Annotated in this window: 19 protein-coding genes and 2 pseudogenes; 15 read left to right on the top strand and 6 right to left on the bottom strand. The window is 34.4% G+C overall.

Annotated features, from left to right (window positions below; translation table 11 throughout):
• Positions 1-85: 85 nt before the first annotated feature.
• Positions 86-1,069 (top strand): biotin--[acetyl-CoA-carboxylase] ligase, encoded by a 984-nt coding sequence (locus ACIQLB_RS01090; protein WP_400719909.1) that lies wholly within the window; start codon positions 86-88, stop codon positions 1,067-1,069.
• Positions 1,070-1,207: 138 nt separating this feature from the next.
• Here ACIQLB_RS01090 and ACIQLB_RS01085 read toward each other — a convergent pair whose 3' ends face one another.
• From ACIQLB_RS01085 to ACIQLB_RS01070, 4 genes are all read right to left on the bottom strand, one after another.
• Complete coding sequence (locus ACIQLB_RS01085; RefSeq protein ID WP_400719907.1) at positions 1,208-1,732, bottom strand: GNAT family N-acetyltransferase; 525 nt, start codon at positions 1,730-1,732, stop codon at positions 1,208-1,210.
• 825 nt (positions 1,733-2,557) lie between these two features.
• Positions 2,558-3,391, bottom strand: a complete 834-nt coding sequence (locus tag ACIQLB_RS01080; RefSeq protein WP_400719905.1) for a DUF4097 family beta strand repeat-containing protein — start codon at positions 3,389-3,391, stop codon at positions 2,558-2,560.
• Positions 3,391-3,993 (bottom strand): DUF1700 domain-containing protein, encoded by a 603-nt coding sequence (locus ACIQLB_RS01075; protein ID WP_400719903.1) that lies wholly within the window; start codon positions 3,991-3,993, stop codon positions 3,391-3,393. The genes ACIQLB_RS01080 and ACIQLB_RS01075 overlap by 1 nt, the downstream gene beginning before the upstream one ends.
• A complete protein-coding gene (locus ACIQLB_RS01070) occupies positions 3,983-4,303 on the bottom strand; it encodes a PadR family transcriptional regulator (protein ID WP_400719901.1) in 321 nt (106 codons plus the stop codon). The genes ACIQLB_RS01075 and ACIQLB_RS01070 overlap by 11 nt, the downstream gene beginning before the upstream one ends.
• Before the next feature lie 223 nt (positions 4,304-4,526).
• Between ACIQLB_RS01070 and ACIQLB_RS01065 the strand changes: the two genes are divergently transcribed.
• From ACIQLB_RS01065 to dinG, 11 genes are all read left to right on the top strand, one after another.
• Positions 4,527-5,210 carry a TetR/AcrR family transcriptional regulator gene (locus tag ACIQLB_RS01065; RefSeq protein ID WP_400719899.1) on the top strand — a complete coding sequence of 228 codons (684 nt, stop codon included), beginning with the start codon at positions 4,527-4,529 and terminating at the stop codon, positions 5,208-5,210.
• The gene (locus ACIQLB_RS01060; protein ID WP_400719897.1) at positions 5,201-5,962 is read left to right on the top strand and encodes a CPBP family intramembrane glutamic endopeptidase; all 762 of its coding nucleotides are present in this window, start codon (positions 5,201-5,203) and stop codon (positions 5,960-5,962) included. The genes ACIQLB_RS01065 and ACIQLB_RS01060 overlap by 10 nt, the downstream gene beginning before the upstream one ends.
• A 378-nt stretch (positions 5,963-6,340) precedes the next feature.
• Positions 6,341-7,177, top strand: coding sequence for a 3-methyl-2-oxobutanoate hydroxymethyltransferase (panB, locus tag ACIQLB_RS01055; RefSeq protein WP_400721634.1), 837 nt, complete (start codon positions 6,341-6,343; stop codon positions 7,175-7,177).
• Positions 7,177-8,031, top strand: a complete 855-nt coding sequence (gene panC / locus ACIQLB_RS01050; protein WP_400719895.1) for a pantoate--beta-alanine ligase — start codon at positions 7,177-7,179, stop codon at positions 8,029-8,031. The genes panB and panC overlap by 1 nt, the downstream gene beginning before the upstream one ends.
• Before the next feature lies 1 nt (position 8,032).
• Entirely contained in the window at positions 8,033-8,416 is a 384-nt protein-coding gene (panD, locus tag ACIQLB_RS01045) for an aspartate 1-decarboxylase (RefSeq protein WP_400719893.1), read from the top strand.
• Positions 8,417-8,890: 474 nt separating this feature from the next.
• A complete protein-coding gene (locus ACIQLB_RS01040; RefSeq protein WP_400719891.1) occupies positions 8,891-9,448 on the top strand; it encodes a hypothetical protein in 558 nt (185 codons plus the stop codon).
• Entirely contained in the window at positions 9,445-9,645 is a 201-nt protein-coding gene (locus ACIQLB_RS01035; protein WP_400719889.1) for a hypothetical protein, read from the top strand. The genes ACIQLB_RS01040 and ACIQLB_RS01035 overlap by 4 nt, the downstream gene beginning before the upstream one ends.
• 224 nt (positions 9,646-9,869) lie before the next feature.
• Positions 9,870-11,645, top strand: coding sequence for an ABC transporter ATP-binding protein (locus ACIQLB_RS01030; RefSeq protein WP_400719887.1), 1,776 nt, complete (start codon positions 9,870-9,872; stop codon positions 11,643-11,645).
• 33 nt (positions 11,646-11,678) lie between these two features.
• Positions 11,679-12,215, top strand: coding sequence for a MauE/DoxX family redox-associated membrane protein (locus tag ACIQLB_RS01025; protein WP_400719885.1), 537 nt, complete (start codon positions 11,679-11,681; stop codon positions 12,213-12,215).
• 50 nt (positions 12,216-12,265) lie between these two features.
• Positions 12,266-12,796: a TlpA family protein disulfide reductase gene (locus tag ACIQLB_RS01020; protein ID WP_400719883.1), complete on the top strand. Its 531-nt coding sequence runs from the start codon at positions 12,266-12,268 to the stop codon at positions 12,794-12,796.
• Positions 12,797-13,113: 317 nt separating this feature from the next.
• Positions 13,114-15,885 carry an ATP-dependent DNA helicase DinG gene (gene dinG, locus ACIQLB_RS01015; RefSeq protein ID WP_400719881.1) on the top strand — a complete coding sequence of 924 codons (2,772 nt, stop codon included), beginning with the start codon at positions 13,114-13,116 and terminating at the stop codon, positions 15,883-15,885.
• 202 nt (positions 15,886-16,087) lie between these two features.
• On the opposite strand, the gene ACIQLB_RS01010 is transcribed toward dinG, so the two are convergent.
• Positions 16,088-16,369, bottom strand: coding sequence for a hypothetical protein (locus tag ACIQLB_RS01010; protein WP_400719879.1), 282 nt, complete (start codon positions 16,367-16,369; stop codon positions 16,088-16,090).
• A gap of 215 nt (positions 16,370-16,584) precedes the next feature.
• Here ACIQLB_RS01010 and ACIQLB_RS01005 point away from each other — a divergent pair.
• The 3 genes and pseudogenes from ACIQLB_RS01005 to ACIQLB_RS00995 all read left to right on the top strand — a co-directional run bounded on the left by ACIQLB_RS01005 (position 16,585) and on the right by ACIQLB_RS00995 (position 18,439).
• Positions 16,585-17,357: pseudogene (locus ACIQLB_RS01005) on the top strand (isocitrate lyase/PEP mutase family protein).
• A gap of 70 nt (positions 17,358-17,427) precedes the next feature.
• Positions 17,428-17,739, top strand: a pseudogene (locus ACIQLB_RS01000) (methylated-DNA--[protein]-cysteine S-methyltransferase); the annotation flags it as partial.
• A gap of 313 nt (positions 17,740-18,052) precedes the next feature.
• Positions 18,053-18,439, top strand: coding sequence for a DUF378 domain-containing protein (locus ACIQLB_RS00995; RefSeq protein WP_400719877.1), 387 nt, complete (start codon positions 18,053-18,055; stop codon positions 18,437-18,439).
• 229 nt (positions 18,440-18,668) lie between these two features.
• Here ACIQLB_RS00995 and ACIQLB_RS00990 read toward each other — a convergent pair whose 3' ends face one another.
• Positions 18,669-19,304: a rhomboid family intramembrane serine protease gene (locus ACIQLB_RS00990; RefSeq protein ID WP_400719875.1), complete on the bottom strand. Its 636-nt coding sequence runs from the start codon at positions 19,302-19,304 to the stop codon at positions 18,669-18,671.
• Positions 19,305-19,359 lie beyond the last annotated feature (55 nt).

The raw sequence follows: 19,359 nt of genomic DNA, 5'->3' as shown, positions 1-19,359 counted from the left end.
AATTTACAGTATGATTAATACAATTGGATCAATATTATGTAAGCAAATAAAAATATAGCAGAGTTTTAATAAAGGATTGATTAGCATGGGTCTTTCTAAGAAGGATGAAATTTTAAAAAGAATATTAGCTGCTAATGGTGAAGCGGTTTCGGGTCAGGAGCTAGCAGATTCTCTTGGAGTATCACGTACAGCTGTATGGAAACATATGCAGTCGCTACAGGAGGAAGGCTATACATTTGAAACGGTAAAGAAAAAGGGCTATGTACTGACTGGTGTGCCAAATAGCTTAAGTCCAACACAAATTGAACTATTTTTAAATACGGAACGTTTTGGACGTGAAATTCATTATTTTGATGTTGTAGATTCAACACAAACAATCGCTCACAAGTTTGCACAGGAAGGCGCTCCGCATGGCACGATTATAATCGGGGAGGAGCAAACTGCTGGCCGTGGTCGTATGGCGCGTCCATGGGAATCTGCAAATGGTACAGGTATTTGGATGACCGTTATTGTGAGACCGGATGTTACTCCTCAGCAAGCTTCATCGTATACGCTTGTAGTAGCAGTTGCGGTTACGATGGCTATTAAAACATTATATAAACGTATTGAACCAGCCATTAAATGGCCAAATGATTTACTCGTTAACGGTAAAAAATGTACAGGTATATTAACAGAAATGCAAGCTGAGGCCGACCGTGTACAAGCACTGCTAGTAGGCATAGGTATTAATGCAAACCAAGAAGAATCAGATTTCTCCCCAGAAATTGCTGATATTGCGACATCATTACGTTTAGAAGCGGGAGAGGAAATTAATCGTGCAGCCCTTGTCGCATCTATTTTACAATATTTAGAACAATTCACGGAATTATACGTGAAAGAGGGCTTTGCTAGCATTAAAAAGCTATGGGAACAAATGTCATGTACCATTGGACAGCGTATTGAAGTAACAACTTTACGCGGGCGCTTTGAAGGCATTGCCAGTGGAATTACGGATGAGGGTGTACTACAGCTAACAGAGGATGATGGCACAGTCCGGACAATTTATGCTGGAGATATAAAAATTTTATAGACCATAGGGTACTCTGTTAATTGTATTTAGTATGCACTTGTTTATCTGTTTAAAAAATTAAATCAAGAACGTATATTTTCAATTTGAGAATATACGTTCTTTCATATTTTTAAGATAATAACAGTTTCGAATAGCTCCCTATTGTATTTTTCCTGTAACCTTATCAATATCATTCCATACATAAATAAGCTCTTCTACTATTTTTCCACCAATTTTTATTTCTATGTTATTGACATATTGTGCACCATAATATTCATAGAAATCACGTGTTTTATTTTCTGCTAATACTTCAACAAATACTTTTTCGTATCCTTTTTGTTTAAAATAGATGAATATTTCTTTGAGTAGTTGTTTACCGATTCCCATTCCTTGATATTCTTCTAAAAGATAGATAGACGTTAAATCAGTTGCATTGGGTACTGAATTAGTTTTTCGTGTGCCACCAGTTGCAAAACCGATTATTTCATCTTGTTCATTTTCCGCCACCAGTACATAATTCGTAGCATCTGAAATATTCTTCTTCCAAAGCTCTGTTCGCTGCTCGTAAGATAATTTATTCAAAAAATCATCTGGAAGAATGCCTTTATAAGTCGTTCGCCAACTGTCAACATGTACTTTTCCGATACCTTGAGCATCTTCAATGTTTGCTTTTCTAATTTTCATATTGATCACCTCATAAATCGCATTTTATCTCCAAGATGATGGCGTAACTGACCTGATTCACTTCAGATTCTGCCTTCACTTACAAAACTGATTGCTCTGATAAAAATTCCTATCCATCTGCTTGAATTAAATTTATATATCTAAAATATGGGTACACAATCATTGTACAATAAACGGAAAATTCTTACTAATGTTCAGAGGGAAGAACTGAATCCTATAAACTAAAAAGGCAGAATCACAAGTGTATAAATTCTACCTTCATAGTGTTGAAAATCTAATTAATCAAAGAAATCTTTATGATGTTGTGGCTATTTTAATGAGGGTGAGTTCTGTCTTAGGCTACTCACCATAATCGAAAAAATGTGGCATTTAACAGTGATGCGAATATTGCTGTTACGTTTTTGCACAAAAAAACATTGTTACTGTTGCTTTGCTTTCGCACAAAAAATAGCTTGTTGTAGTTTCATTTTATCATTATAAATTAGATTGAAATGCCAAAAGATATATGCTATGTGAAAAAGTTGATTGGAGTGGAGGCTGGGCGACTTCTCGGGGATCAGCAATAGAGGAACGAAGGCTAAAACCATCACGTCCTGTGATAACGCCTTCGTGACCAACATCATGTTGGCCCGAGACCCTGGAGCGGCTCATCGGACGCCCCCAGGAAGCTCTGCTCTGCGCGAAAGCGAAGCGTCAGCAACAAATGTTTTATCTGTGCGAAAGCGAAGCGACAGCAACAAATGTTTTATCTGTGCGAAAGCGAAGCGACAGCAACAAAGCGCCCAGCCAGAACGGAAATCAACCCCTCGTTTTGCCAAGAGCCCTTTATTTAAACCTTAACTGTAAGTCCCCATATGAAAGTGTTACTTTTAGCTGGTTATCACCCTTATATAATTGTGATACTTTGTCGTTTTGATCTTTCTTATCAATAGTAAGATCCCCGAAGTCAGTTTCTAATTCAAAGCCAAGTTCACTTTTTTTATTTTGTAAATGAAGTGTAGCATCTCCAAAGTCAGACGTAATAGTGGATTGACCATTTAATGTTCCATCAATGTTAATCTCACCATGTTCACTTTCGGCAACGAAGCCATTACTTGAAAATTGTTGTAGCTTCATATCACCAAATGATTGTGTAATCTCTGTTTTATCACCAGTAGTGTCTTTCAATAGTATGTCTCCAAAATCTTCAATTAGATTTAACTCCTGATATTTCAGACCACGAATGGTTGTATCTCCAAAATTACTATCAAGGACAACCGTCTTCAATTTTACATCTGAAGGAACATAGATTTTAATGGAAGGAGTTCTGAAGCTACCAAATCCGAATTGTAAACCATTCTTCTTCTTACTCTTTGTTTCAACAGTTAATGTCTGATCTTTAATACTGTACGTCACATCATCATCATTAATAACATTTGTTTCTAATGCATAACGATCACTTGTAACAATTTCAACATCTCCATAGTGATTGATAACATTGAGGTTAGTGAAATCATCTAGTTTATAGGAATTGTTTACTAGTTTATTGTTCTCTGGCAATTGGATGCCTTCATCATTTACCACAAAACTCCATTTCCCACCAGAGAAATAACCAACTAGAGCTAACAGTATACCAAAAGCAATCATAGTAATGGCGATATGGGTATGTCGAGACGTCATTAGTATCCCTCCTTTCGCTTCTTCGTTATTCTGTGGAATAGTTTACCTAATGCTTCAACACAAACAACAACGATTGTTTTGATCAAACGAGCAACGATTGGGAAGAGCAGGATGCCCAAACCTGTTACGATAAAGCCAACACCCATAAAGAGTAACGCTGTTGGCCAGTCCTGAGTTAAAACGAAGAAGCCTGAAATAAGTGCAACAATTCCACCGAAAAAGATACCAAGGACAGTTGCGATAATTGCAATGATAACGCTGAATATAACTGCTCCAAATGAAAAAATAAGTGCTATAGCAACTACAAGTAACGGTAATGAAAGTGGGGCAGATATTATTGCTAGAATGATAAGCCAAATCGCAGACATATTCTTCTTAGTCGAAGTTGAAGCTACTTCTAAATCCTTTAATGCATAGTCCGCCATAATTTGTGATGCAACATGAGAAGGGGAGCCTAGTTGTTGAATGACCCGCTGTTCATTTTCCTCTCCTGCTTCATCGAAAAATTCCTCATAATAGGCAAGCGCAGCATCAATCTCATGCGCTGGAAGACGTTGTAATTTCCCCCGTAGCTTTTTCAAAAAGCTTGCTCTATTCATCATATTTCCCTCCTATAAGTACATAATCAACCTTTTCTTTATACTTGTGCCATTCTTTTAATAGTTCCAGTAATCGTATTCGACCTTGCTCAGTAATTTGGTAATAGCGTCTATTTCTGCCTTGGTAGGGCTGATCGTAGGTTGTTAAGCAATTTGCTTTTTGTAAACGACGTAATACTGGGTATAGCGTAGATTCTGATATATCCATCACGGATTGTATTTGCTGTGTTAATGAGTAACCATAAGCATCCCCTTTATCGACGATGGCGAGTACACAAACGTCAAGTAAAGCTGAGCCAAGTTGAAATGTCATCTTTTCTCACCTCACAATGGTTTACCTATACAAGGTTTTATATTATATGTCGTATAGTATGGTGGAAGTATATTACATATCGCATTGGATTGTCAAATTTTATTAAAAAGTTCAAGCGGAAAATAAAAATGATAGTAGTGTCATTTTGAATTGACAATAAAAGGAGTATTGATTATGATAAAAATGACAAATGTGTCATTTTAAATGTTTGGAGGTAAAGATCGTGCCAAAGGTAAGCTATGAATATGTACAGGAAAAGAAAAATAGCATTTTAGAAGCAGCTATAGCAGTATGTAAAGTTAAGCCACTCTATGACATTTCGATGAGGGATATTATTAAAGCTTCAGGAGTAAGTCAAGGGGGGATTTATCGTTATTATTCAGACTTGGATGAAATACTTATTGAGGTTATTAATCAAGTAAATGCTAATGCAGACTATAAACATATTATCGATGAAATTACAGATACGAGTAATTCTCCCACAAAAACAATCATTAAATTATTTAATTTTCTTGGAGAGTACATGAAGGAAAACGTATCAACAGTTGGCAAAATCCAATTTGAGCTTACGATTTTATTTGCTAGCAATCCAGATAGAGAAAAGAAAATTTTATCGAACATTTATGAGAACGAAAGTGGGAAACATTTGATGCAACAAATTTTTCATTCAATCCATAAGGGTATTTCTTCAGGGTGCTTTAAGCCTGAGATATCGATAGAGGATTTATCTACCTTTATGATGACATCCATTGATGGCATTGTGAGAGACGTTGTCTTGCAAAAATGTTACGGGATGTTCTCAAATGATCAAGTGCAGTTTGATGAGATTCGATTGATGAATACACTTTGCAAATCCATATTATTACTATTAGGTACGAAAGAAGGAGAGGATACAAGTTGGGAGTAGAGATAAGAAGATTTCTATTTTATACCTTTGCTACGTCTTGGATAATATGGGGCAGTTTAGCTTTATTAACACAGCTAAATTTGCTGAAGTTTGGCAATGCAAAATCAATGCTATTATTTATTCTCGGCGGAATTACTCCTGCAATTTGTGAGATTTGGTTGAAAAAGAAATATTCGACTAAAGAAGAATTCAAATCATTTATCCATAATGTGAAAAATCCTAAGCATCCTGTTTCTTGGTACCTATTTGCAATCGGATTGGCATTTGCGGCTTGTTTTTTACCAACTCTATGGGGTGGAGCGACTATGGAGAATCCAATGTATCTGGCGTTACTTGAATTGCCGATCATGATTATTGGTGGAGGACTAGAAGAAATTGGCTGGCGTGGTTTTTTACAGCCTACATTACAAAAAAGATGGTCTCCTTTCACCAGTACAATTATTGTGGGCGTTATTTGGGCGGTTTGGCATCTGCCATTATGGTTTGTCATTGGATCAAATCAAATGAACATGAACTTCCTATGGTTTTCTCTAACAGCTTTAGCGCTATCCTTTTTATTGACAATCATTTACCTCTCCACTAAAAGTATTTTTCTCTGTATTATTTTTCACGCTTTAATTAATTCATTTTGGAATGTCTTTGTACCAGTGACAAAAGTAACGTCTGGTTTATTCACATTTTTATTTGCCCTGTTTCTATTTACAGTGTTTGAAGTTTATCGAAAATCAAACTTTCAGAAACAAACAGTTTGATATTGGAAATAATTATTGATCGTAATTATTAGAAAATAATATTTGAAGATTACTAGGGGAATCTGTTATAGTATGTGCGAAGGGCAGTATCCTTTGTGAACAGCACCTTCAAAAACGTAAAACTTATTTACAATAAATATCTGCCTTGATCTTTTCATGACAGGGACGGAAGAAAACAAGCGTTCAAAAATATAACTTGATTCAATGGAATGGGCAATTCTCTCAAAGAGATTTGTTTCCGTATCCCTTTATTAAGTTATGGCCTCTACTCAACAACAAGAGGTGATTTTTGATAACGAACGAAACACTACCCTTCTGTCCATTTTAGGAACAGAGGGGTTTTTCTGTTTTCTTTCCTTAAAAAAGGAGGACTACATGATGAAAACAACTTCAGATTTTTTAAAGATGAAGGCAGCAGGTGAGAAAATCGTTATGCTCACTGCATACGATTATCCTGCTGCAAAATTTGCAGAGGAAGCAGGCGTCGATATGATTCTAGTGGGAGATTCACTAGGTATGGTAGTACTTGGCTATGATTCTACAATGCCAGTAACAGTAGCCGATATGGTTCACCATGCAAAAGCGGTGCGCCGAGGGGCAAAGGATACGTTTGTTGTTGTGGATATGCCATTTGGTTCGTACCATGGTGATGTACACGAGACGTTGAAAACCGCAGTATCCATGATGCAGGAAACAGGGGCAGATGCACTTAAGTTAGAGGGAGCAGACGATGTTCTACCAGCAATTCGTAAATTAACGTCAGCAGGCATTCCGGTGGTAGCTCATTTAGGTTTACTACCTCAATCAGCAGGAGTGCTTGGTGGCTACAAGGTTCAGGGGAAAACAGCTGAACAGGCAACGAAACTCATGGAAGATGCAAAAAAATGTCAAGAGGCTGGAGCATGTGCTGTCGTTTTAGAATGTATTCCGCATCAGCTAACAGAGATGGTATCTGCTAATCTCATTATTCCAACGATCGGCATTGGAGCTGGTGTAGAGGCTGATGGACAAGTGTTGGTTTATCATGACATGTTAAGCTACGGTTCGCATCATGTACCAAAATTTGTGGAACAGTTTGCTAATATGGGTCAAGAAGCAAGCCGTGGAATTGCTGGTTACGTAGAAGCGGTAAAGGCAGGTACATTCCCTGCGCCGAAGCATTTCTTCACGATGAAAGAGGAAGCATTGGATCAGCTATATGGGGGCGTAAAGTAATGAAAGTTGTCACTACAATCCAAGCACTAACCGTAGAAATCCAAGCAGCTAAGCAGGCTCAAAAAACAATTGGACTCGTTCCAACAATGGGCTATTTACATGAGGGTCATTTAACACTAGCGAAAACAGCTCGTGCCGAAAATGATTTAGTCGTTATGAGTATCTTTGTCAACCCAACACAGTTTGGGCCAGACGAAGACTTTGAAAGCTATCCACGTGATTTGCCACGGGATACTGCTTTAGCAGAGTCTGTCGGTGTAGATATTATTTTCGCACCGAGCGTTGAAGAAATGTATCCGCATGATGGTGGTATTCGTATTCATGCGGGTGAACAGGCAACCATTCTTTGTGGGGCGAGCCGTCCAGGCCATTTTGATGGCGTTTTACAGGTCGTATCAAAATTATTTCACCTAGCACAGCCGACAAGAGCTTATTTTGGACAAAAAGATGCGCAGCAGGTTGCTATTATTGCTACGATGGTACGCGATTTTAATTTCCCTTTAGAAATGCGAGTAGTACCCATTGTACGGGAGGAGGACGGTTTAGCGAAATCCTCTCGTAATGTCTATTTAAGTAAAGAGGACCGTCTTGAGGCACCAGCAATTCATGAAGCGCTACAGCTTGCTCGTGATAGTTTTTTAGCGAATGGTGATGTTGCGAATGCGCTTGCTAAAGCAAAGGCACACATTGCAGCACGCACACATGGCCACATAGATTATATTGAACTATTAGCGTATCCAGATTTAATACCTGCAACTGCTGAGACGGAGCAAGTGCTTTTAGCTATAGCCGTTTATATTGGTAAAACGCGTTTAATTGATAATTGTATCTTTAATGTGAAAGAAGGATTGTAATATGTTACGAATGATGATGAACAGTAAAATCCACCGTGCTACAGTGACACAAGCAGATTTAAACTATGTTGGATCTATTACGATTGATGAGGATATTTTAGATGCAGTAGGAATGCTACCAAATGAAAAAGTGCATATCGTTAATAACAACAATGGCGCACGCTTTGAAACATATATTATTGCAGGGGAACGCGGATCAGGCGTTATTTGTGTGAACGGTGCAGCAGCACGCCTAGTACAACGTGGAGATATTGTGATAATTATTTCTTATGTGTACGTAGATAATGCAGAGGCAAAAGATCATAAGCCAACAGTAGCCATTATGGGTGAGGGCAATGCAATTAAAGAAATGATTGCTTATGAGCCAGAAGCAACGGTGATGTAATTTAAGAGTAGCTATACAGATGGATGTAGAGGTGTAATTAGGAATGTGTATTTCCATTAATTATCTAAAGAATTCATAATATATTTTTTGAAATATATAGTTTTTTAATAGTCACTTTGAAGAAGATGCTGTCTGTATTTTATAGACAGCATCTTTTTTATCACTATTTTATATATTCGAATAAATCACAAAATTTTTTACTTTAATAAACACTTACATATTTTGTACTGATACTTTCTATAAACGTTTAGAATTGTCCAATTTTTGATATGTAGAAGATTCATGTATATAGAAAAAAGTTCAACCCTTATAATTGATTCCTATTTTCATGGTATTGAGGATACTAGTTTTGACATAAAATGTATACAAATATAGATTGAAATGGAAATTTTTTATATTTATTGTTGACTATTGTAAGATTTTATATTTAAATGTAAATATAAGTTAAATAAAAAAAGGTAGGTGTTCATTAATTTGTTAAATATAGAAAAACTTTCCATTCTTTTGATAGTAAGTTGTTTAACAATATTATTAATAAAAATGTTTTTATTAATAAAAAATAATAATACAAACAAAATAGTTGATTATGTTAATGTAAAAAATGATGAATTAATGACACCAGTACAATTTGAAAAGCTTATAATGAGTAGTCAATTTGAAAAAGCATTAGATATGTATAAACCGAAGATTTTATTACTAATTAGTAAAAATTGCCCGTATTGCAAAGAGATTTTTGAGATATATTGGAATGAATTCCATAGTGAAGTTAATAACTATATAGATATTTTTGTATTAGTAGAAGATACTGATGAAAATTCAGAATCTTTTCTAAAACTATACGATTTTAATTTCAATATTCTTAAATATGATAGGCAATTTCTTGCTGGAAATTCAATTGATACTGCCCCTTCATTTATTTATTTAAATGAAATAAATGAAATAATATTAAAAACACCAGAGGTTTATAGCTTTTTTAATTTAGTTTATGATTCTAATTCTACAATCAAAAAAAAGGAGGAAGTATTATTATGAGTAATTTTCTAAATAATTTAATTCAACCAGCAGCAGCAGCTTGTTCACAACAAACATTTTACAAATGGTGTCAAGGTCACGTAAATTGTGCTACACAAGGAATGATAGGAACTTTGGGAAAATGGGTTGATAAGAACAACCCGCAATGGATTTGCGATGGTAATATACAGTTTTGCAATTGTGGTTGCACTAAATAAAACTATATAAAAATGGTTTAATATTAAATAAAAAATTAAATAAAAAAATAGTCTAATATTGTAGAATTAGAATTTATAATAAAGGTTGGACTTTAAAGGTTCAGCAAACCGTAGACAGTTGTCCTTTGTCTACGGTTTTTTTAGAGCATTTCAGCTAATTCTTCCGTGGGGATAGTATTATTTAAATATAGTTTCAATAAATAATTATTAGGGAGAACTTAAAAATGTTATTTTATATAATAAATTTTTATATTAAAAACTGTTTAAAATTGTCAATTTTTAATATAATTTTAAAAATAATAAATGGAATTTCTCCAGTAATTTCGATATATTTTTTCCAATTGTTAATTAATGAAATACTAAATTACATAAATGGGGAATCTGAACTAAAAAAATTAATAATTCTTTTTTTGCTTCAAATTTTACTATTAATTATTCCTTATTCTATAAATCACTTACTTTCAATAAATGAACAAATACTTACAAATAAAGTAACAAAAATCCTTACAAATGAAATTTTTTTTAAAACCTCTCAAACAGAATTTTTAAATTTTGAAAACCCGGAATTTTATGATTCTTACCAAAGAGTTATTTCAAATAAAGAAAATTTGAATAATGCTTTTAATGCTTTGACTTTTCTTGTTAGTGCTTTAATAAGTCTAATATCTTCACTGGCTTTACTAACAATTATTGATAATTTAGTTGTAATAATAGTAATTTTGGGGGTTATTCCTTATTTCCTTATTCAGCTTAAATTCTCTAAAAGAAATTTCCTGTTTTTTTCAAATTTAATACCTATACATAGGAAGGAACAGTATATCTCATTTGTACTTAGCCAACGAGATATGTTAAAGGAGACCATTATTTTTAATAGCTTTGATTTTTTTGTGAAAAGGTGGAATAACTATTTTCATGAATATACAGATTCCCAAATAAATTTTCTTAAAATTAAAACTAAATATCTTTTTTTATCAGAGATAATTCTAGTTCTAACATATGCTTTTTCTGGAATTATTGTAATTTTGAATTTACAAACAAGTACTACAGCTGGAGCTGGGGGGGTATTAGCAACTTTACAAGCAATTCAGTTATTACAAAGCAATTTAAGCCTTTCTACTAAATATTTTTCAGATTATAAAAATTCGTCTTACTTTATTAAAGATTTTCTGGAATTTGTAAAAACTCCAGGGAAATCAGAAAAGGAGTATTCAGTATCAATTAAAGAAGAGTTTAGAATAAAAAATATTAAAATTAAAGATCTTTCTTTTAAATATCCAAATATGAGTGAAAATATATTAAAAAATATAAATTTGGAAATAAATCATGGCGAGAAGGTTGCTATTGTCGGTCAGAACGGTAGTGGCAAAACAACCTTAATGAAAACCATTTTAGGTCTATATTCTAACAAAAGTGAAAATATAAAAATAAACAATATTAAATTTAATGATTTGGACATTAAGAAATATCAAGAAAAAATTTCTGTTTTATTTCAAGATTTTGTTCATTATGAACTCACAGTTAATGAAAATATTTCATTTGAAAATGATGAGAATTGCGATAAATCTCGCATCAAGAATGCTATCAATAAGGTTGGCTTAACAGAATTTGTTGAGAATTTACCTCATAAGTATGACTCGGTATTGGGACGACAGTTTGAGGGAGGAAATGAATTATCAGGAGGTCAATGGCAAAAAATTGCATTAGCAAGAGCATTATATCGTGATAGTGATTTAATTGTGTTGGATGAACCGTCTTCTGCGCTTGATCCGATTGCAGAAAAAGAAATTATGAATAACCTTTTAAATATTTACAAAGGTTCAATTTTATTTGTTACTCATCGATTAAAAATAGCCGCCTTAGCAGATAGAATTATCGTTTTAAAAAATGGTGTAATTATAGAAGAAGGTACTCATCAAGAGTTAATAAATAAAAAAGGATATTATAACGAAATGTATAATGCCCAAAATAACATTCATAATATTGAATTTTTAGTTCACTAAAAACTTTTTAAGAATAATTGGGAGGGAAGAATTTTGTATTCTATATATTGGATAAGTAATTTTCTTTTAATTTTTTTAATATTCATTTTTAGTACTTCTGCTTTGGATAAAGCAATTAATTTTAAGAAAAGTATTGTAACTTTTTCTAATTTTGGTATTAAGAAAAATTATGCTCAAATTGCTTTAGTATTTTTATTAGGCGTAGAATTTTATATTGCTATATCTTTGAAATTAATGGGCGTTACATTAATTAATTTACTTTTTATCACTATTTTTTTTAGCACTGTATCAGTAGTAATATTTATAAATATCAAGAACGGGAAAAAAAATATTTCATGCGGATGTGGTGGGATTTTAGAAAATGATAATCTATCATATTCGATCATCATTAGGAATATAATTTTTATTCTAATAAGTTTATGTTTATACGATAAAGAATTAGATATTTCTAATGCTCATTTAATTATTATTTTTATTGTCATAGCTTCAATAGGATTTATTAACTTATCAATAAAAAATCTTAGAAATTTCAAAAAGAATATGATTAACGTTATTGAAAAATTACAATAAAATCAAGATTTGAAATATAAACCTAATATTAAAAAGAGAGGAAGATGAAAATGTTTATTAATTTTATTATTGGAATAATTGCTGTAGTTTTGCTTGTAGAAACATATGTAATTTATAGTTTAATTAAACTTATAAAGAATTTCTTAACGGAAATTCATTCAATAAAAGGTATTCAATTTGGTACAATTGTACAGGGAGACTTAGCGCCATTATTTAGAGCAGTAGATCAAAATAAGTCTAGAATAGTTTTAAAAGATATTTTAAGAAATAATGAAGTGACTTTATTATTTTTAAGTAATACTTGTTCTCAATGTCAAGAAGTTTTGAAGAATAGTAATGAAATCTTTAATGATTCTACAAGATATACCATTATTATTATGCAAGACCAATTAAAAGAAGAAATGTTCTTAAATAATGAAAAAATCAGTTTGATAGTTGCACCAGATTTATTTAAAAATTATAAAGTAACAAAAACACCCTACCTTTATTTTGTAGATAAGAACGGTCTAGTGAATTTTTCTACAGAAATATCAAATCCTAAGCATCTTAAGAAGTTATTAGTATTAGAAGATGCTTCTTAAGTTCTAATATTTATTTAACAAAACGAAACAGGTGAGAATTAACAGCTTAATTCCTTTTCACCTGTTTTGTTTTTTACTTTTTAAAAATACTAGATACCGCTGCGTTTATTTAAGTGAAAAATTGAACGAAACCATTTCTAGACATCTTTTATAGTTTTACAATAGTTTGCAACTTGGCATTAAGTAGATTTGGAAATTTAAAGCATTAGAATGAGTTTTAGTATAAAAGAGCACTGCGGTAGATAACCGACACATGACCAAACATGTAAATATGTGATAAAATTCATCTATCTAATGTGAACTGTGAGTTGAGATGTATGATGGAAAGTCAAAAGTATGCAATTGTTGATTTAGAGACGACTGGTCATTCACCGGCAAATGGGGACCGAATGATTCAAATAGCAATTGTTATTATGGAAGATTGGAAAATTGAGCGCACCTTTACGAAGTTTATTTATCCAGGTAAAGCGATTCCACCTTTCATTCAGGATTTAACGCATATTACGGATGAGGATGTAAAGGATGCCTTGCCGTTTGAGGCACATGCCGATTACATATATGAACTGCTTGCCGATTGTGTATTTGTCGCGCATAATGCGGATTTTGACTTATCCTTTTTACAAGCAGAATTCAAGCGTGCAGGTTTACCAAAATGGCAAGGTAAAAAGATGGACACGGTTGAGCTTGCCAAAATATTGTTCCCTATGTCACTGAGCTTTAAGCTAGGTGATTTAGCGGCAGATTTAAATATAGAACTGGCAAATGCACACCGAGCAGATGACGATGCCCGTGCAACGGCTGAGCTCTTTAAACATTGCTGGAAGGAGCTACTCAGTCTCCCACAGCTAACTCTTGAACAAATGCATAAACGCTCATTCAGATTAAAATCAAATTTATCCCAGCTTTTCTTCGAGGCTCTTCAAATTAAACGACAGCATGTAACGGCTAATGAGAATGTTTCCTACTATCGAAATTTGGCCATTTCTGATGGACGAAAAAAGCGTACAAATAACTCGGAGATTGTATCGTACCCGCAAACAGCAGCTGACAAAACAGCATTAATGACAAAGGCGATGCCAAATTTTGAGCAACGACCGGCACAATTCGAAATGATGGACACTATTTGGCAGGCGCTCAATGACAAAAGGGAGTGCGTGATAGAGGCCTCAACAGGTATCGGAAAAACAGCGGGCTATCTACTCCCAGCGATTTTGTATGCTCGAGCAGTTGATAAAAAAATTGCGATTAGCACATATACGTCACACTTGCAGGAGCAGCTTGTTGAGGAAGAGCTCCCAAAGATTGAAAAAATCCTTGGCACTAAAGTAAATATTGCTGTTCTTAAGGGCATGCAGCATTATATTGACGTTGCACGCTTTGAGCAATGTATGGCTTATGCTGATGAAACTTATGATGATACATTTACGATTTTGCAGATTCTCGTTTGGTTGACCAAAACAGAAACAGGTGTGCTAAGTGAGCTTAATGTATCTGGTGGTGGACAACTATTTTTAGAGAAAATTCGCAAAATGCCCGATGAAAAACCTTCAAAGGGCTTTGATTTCTATGAGCAAGCGTTAAAAAATAGTGAATTTGCCGATTGCATTGTAACCAATCATTCTATGGTACTTAGTGATTTAGTCCGTCAAACACCAATCTTTACACAAATTGACGGATGGATCATTGACGAAGCACATCAATTTATACAATCTGCTATGCAGCAAGACGAAATTGTCTTCTCCTATACGCAGTGGAAGTACATTTTCGGTCAAATAGGAACGATGGAGGAAACTGCTTTGTTCCAGCAATTTAGTCAGGCAGCTAAGAAAAAACAACGTGTTTCTATGCAAAGCTTGCAACGACTAGATGCACAATTTATACGCCTGCAACGGACATTCGATGACACGATTCAGCGAGCTGTTCAAAAAATGCAGCAACAAGTAAAAGGAAAACAGGCTAGTAGTAAATGCACTTTGTTTTTAGAGGATGTATCGCTAGCAAAAGAACCGCTTTTACAAGTGAGTAAGCTCACACAGCAGTGGCTTGACCTTGCGACGGAAGTAGGGCAGGCCTTTGAAAATAATATTGAGCAATTAGATAAAAATGAGCTCTATATATTATCGGAATGGCATTATTGGATTCGTGAATTAAAAGTAAAAATCGCTGAATGGGAGGAAATTTTCCTATCGTCACAGGATGATAATTCAGTGTGGTTAGAATTTGATTTACGGAGCGTTCCAGGGAGTTTGCACGTCTTTAAAAAGCCTGTTAATATCACGCCAATCATTGAAAAAGTACTGGCACCACTTCGGAAGCAAGCAAGTATTGTGTGGACTTCAGGTACTTTAACTGTGCCAGGTAATGAACGTTTTGTGACACGTCAACTTGGTATTTCTGATAGCGTGCAAGTAAGAAAGCTCCAAGCGCCACCATCCTATTATGCAGGAGCGAGGGCATTTATTGTCACAGATATGCCCGATATTCAACATGTGTCACAGGATGAATATATTGAAGCGGTCGCTCACGCCATTACACGTACAGTGCGGATGACGGAAGGACGTTGTTTTGTCCTATTTACCGCACAGGACATGCTTCGAAAAACAGTGGAACTTATTCAAGATAGTGAACTCCTTGATGACTATATGCTCTTTGCACAAGGTGTAACGGGTGGTAGCCGTATGCGAATCCTGAAATCATTTCAAAAATTTAGCCATTCCGTTCTTTTTGGTACAAACAGCTTCTGGGAAGGTGTAGACGTTCCAGGTGACGCACTTGCATCTGTTATCGTTGTACGTCTGCCGTTCTCCTCACCAGAAGAGCCTATATTTAAGGCGCGAGCAAAGCATATTACTGCACAAGGTCGCAATTCCTTCAATGAGCTATCACTGCCAGAAGCCATCATGCGTTTTAAACAAGGCTTTGGTCGTTTAATCCGTTCATCACAGGATAAAGGAGCCTTTATCGTTTTAGACCGCCGCATTTCAACAAAGTCTTACGGTAAGGAATTTATAAAGGCGTTACCACCGATTGATGTTAAGAAATTGCAGCTACCTGAGTTGTTAAAGGAACTTAATAATTGGCAGAAATAGATGTAACCCCTTTTAGCAGTTTTGCTAGAAGGGTTTTTTTGGTAGGTGGAGGTAGGGAGAAAATCTAACCCAAAAGTAAAGTGCCTGTGCGAAGGGGAGGAAGCGGAGCGAATAAAGAGATCCTCGAGCTGCAACCAGAACATAAAAAAAGCCCTCGACAAATTGGAGGGCTAGTTGCCATTTAATGAACATTCAATCTTCTTTACGATTCGCCTTGATGAAAGTTTATCTTATAAAATTTCTTTGGTCTGCCGCGAAGCTTTTCATGTTTCTTATAAATTAATTCAGCGACGCCTTTACTTTCTAGCTCGTTCAGTATGCGATTAGAGCTTCTGATGGTGATATCTAAATGTAAGGCAATATCAGCAGAGGATAATTCATTTGTATTTGTTTTTTCAATGACAGATAAAACCTTTTGGATTAAAAGGAGGGAAATGTTTAATTTTTCACTTAAGCGTTGTAGCTCAGGAGTTTCCTCTGTCATTTGTAAAACAACTTTTTCTTCTGTATTTGGGCTTATTAGTTGACCACTTTCTGTAATAATAAATGATGGTTTTTCTTGTTGTTGTGCCTCGTGATTGGCAATATGTGCCTTTTTTCGAGCTTCATCAATGTTTTGACCAATTCCCCACCCGATATTAATGGCAAAAGGTAAGTTTTCCGATAAAGATGGCTAATAAACAATAAGGAGGCATCATGATGTTAAAAATTCAGAAATTTAATGAACTACATTCAACTAAAGAGCTATTATTTTATAGGAAATGCGTGGGATTTATTATCTGCGTTAACTTTAGAAAATGCGGGCTTCAAAGCGATTGGTACAACAAGCTGGGGAATTGCCAATTCACTTGGCTATGCAGATGGTGAGTTAATTGATTTGGATCGACACTTAGCCATTATTAAATCAATTGTAGACAATATAAAAATACCTGTTTCCGCAGATATTGAGGGCGGGATATGGACATGATCAGAAAACAATTTTAGATAATGTGTTAAGGACGGCAGATCTTAGAGTTGCAGGTATCAATATTGAAGATTCACTCAAAAAACAAAAGGGATTACGAAAGCTAAATGAGCATTGTAACCTTCTAGCAGAAATGAGAATGATGTTAGATAATCATGGTTATAAAAATTTCTATATTAATGCGAGAACAGATACGTATTTTCAGCTTCAGAATCCATTTATGGAAACTATGAATAGAGCAAAGGCCTTAGTGGAGTGCGGAGCTAGTGGCATATTTATTCCAGGATTAACAGCTGATGAGGAAATAAGGGAATTGACTTTCAATATAGATGCACCCATTAATCTACTCTCTTTACCTGAACTGACGGATTGTAATAAGCTTAAAGAATTAGGGGGTAAACGTTTTAGCTTCGGAAATGCACTATCAGACAAAATAATAGCTTATTTAAAAATGAATGCTAGCCAATTACTTGAGAAGCAAAATACGGCGTTTTTATATGAGAAATAGACTTCAAAGGGGATGGAATAGTGGATAACAAAATCAATCTTTGAGGAAATGTGGGATAAAATTATGGTCTGTCGGTGAGCGCCATGAGTTTACATTTTCTTATACTTTTGAGGGAACGAGTTTTCAAAAAGAAGTTTGGAATGCTTTAACAAGTGTAGCTTATGGCGAAACAGCAACATATAAAGATATTGCGGCTTCCATTGGCAATGAAAAAGCTGTGAGAGCTGTAGGAAGTGCAAATGGCAGAAATAATTTAAGCATCGTTATTCCTTGTCATCGCATTATTGGCTCTAATGGGACACTAACAGGCTATGCAGGTGGGATGTGGAGAAAGGAATGGCTACTACAACATGAAAAATTGAATAGTAAGGGAATTAAGTAAAGATGAAATAAATTTATGATGATCATCCCTATGTTATGGTGAAGAGCCATTAAAAAAGCGGTTTTTCACCTTTGATTTTCTAACGTTCCCTTTGTTTGTAACATAACTTAGCCTAGTTTGCCTTTTGTATAAATAAGCGGTTATTGCTAAAAATAAGACCGTCAAAATGGGCGATTTAATTACACAATAAGTATTTGTAATTTTACCACTTGTTATGACAGTTTTTTTGCAGTATCGACGCTTTTCATACATGTGAAGCATGAACTTCAAATGTATAACTGGCTTCGTATTTACAAGTGAAGGAGGTGTAAACATGAGCGTAGTTTATAGAATCGCTTTAGTGTTAGTCATCATGGGAGCAATCAACTGGGGACTTATAGGGTTTTTTAGATTTGACTTAGTTGCCTATTTGTTTGGTGGACAAACAGCAGTATTGTCAAGATGGATTTATGCATTCGTTGGATTAGCGGGACTAATATCCTTACCTGTGCTTATTATGCGATTTGATGAGGATGAAGACCTTAATCCTGATCTAAATCTTGATCAGGATCATCATACTCGCATAGACAGAAATCCAAACTATGGTATGGAGTTTGGTGATGAAGCAGATTTTACTGCATTAAAAACAACTAATGTGCTAAAAGAAGAAAAAAAGGATTCACATAGCAAAAATAAAAATAAAAATAAAAACAAAAAATAACCTCGACTTTATTCCTCAAAAAAACTGGTGACCGTTTGTGAACTGCCCCGTAAAAGTTAGACACCCATCTAACTTTTACGGGGTTTTTTTATGGCTAGGATAAAAAAATCCGCAAAGAAATCAAGGATTGGAGGATGTAGTGTTACATATCTATAAACCTAGTAACTAAGCGGATTGTAGTTTCGAATAATATTTATTTTCGTTGCAGTCAATTAAAACCGTTAATTAATCAATAGTTTCGGCTAGAGTAAAAGGAGCCTTCTTTTTGATCCTTTTTAAAAATTGAAATGATATAGCCTATTACAAAACCACTAATAAGTCCACCTACATGTCCAGAAATACTGATATCAGGTACGTTTAAGGTGAAAATAAAGCTAATGGCTAAAAAGATTAAAATAAATCTTTTATCATAGGAATAAATCTTATTTGGGTACCTGATGAGAAAGAACGTGAATATCCCTAATAGACCATAACCAGCCCCGGAGGAACCTGCTAATGGATAAACCCCAACATAAAAATAATAAATAAATATACCTGAAGCTATAGATAAAAGAATATAAATTCCAAAAAGGGGTGTGCTTCCGAAATATCTTTCAAGTGGTCTAGATAACAGTATTAAAATCGGTATATTTAACAATAAGTGAAAAAGGCTCATATGTCCGAATGAATAGGTTAAAAATCTCCATATTTCTCCGCTGTTAATTAATTCTTTATCAAGACCTCCAAGAATAATAATTGCGTCCTCATTATAACCATCGAAAAATAAAAAAGTTACAATAGAAACCAAACTACATAAAAGAACTATGAATACAGTGGTCGGATAATACTGAAAAAATTCTTTATAATTCTCTCTTATAGCAAACATTCAGCCACATCCTATAGATTAATAGTTTTAAAATTATATTAAACAAGATTCGAAA

It is taken from the genome of Lysinibacillus sp. NPDC092081 (assembly GCF_044755845.1).
GTDB lineage: Bacteria > Bacillota > Bacilli > Bacillales_A > Planococcaceae > Lysinibacillus.
This window is presented reverse-complemented; position numbering and strand designations above follow the sequence as displayed.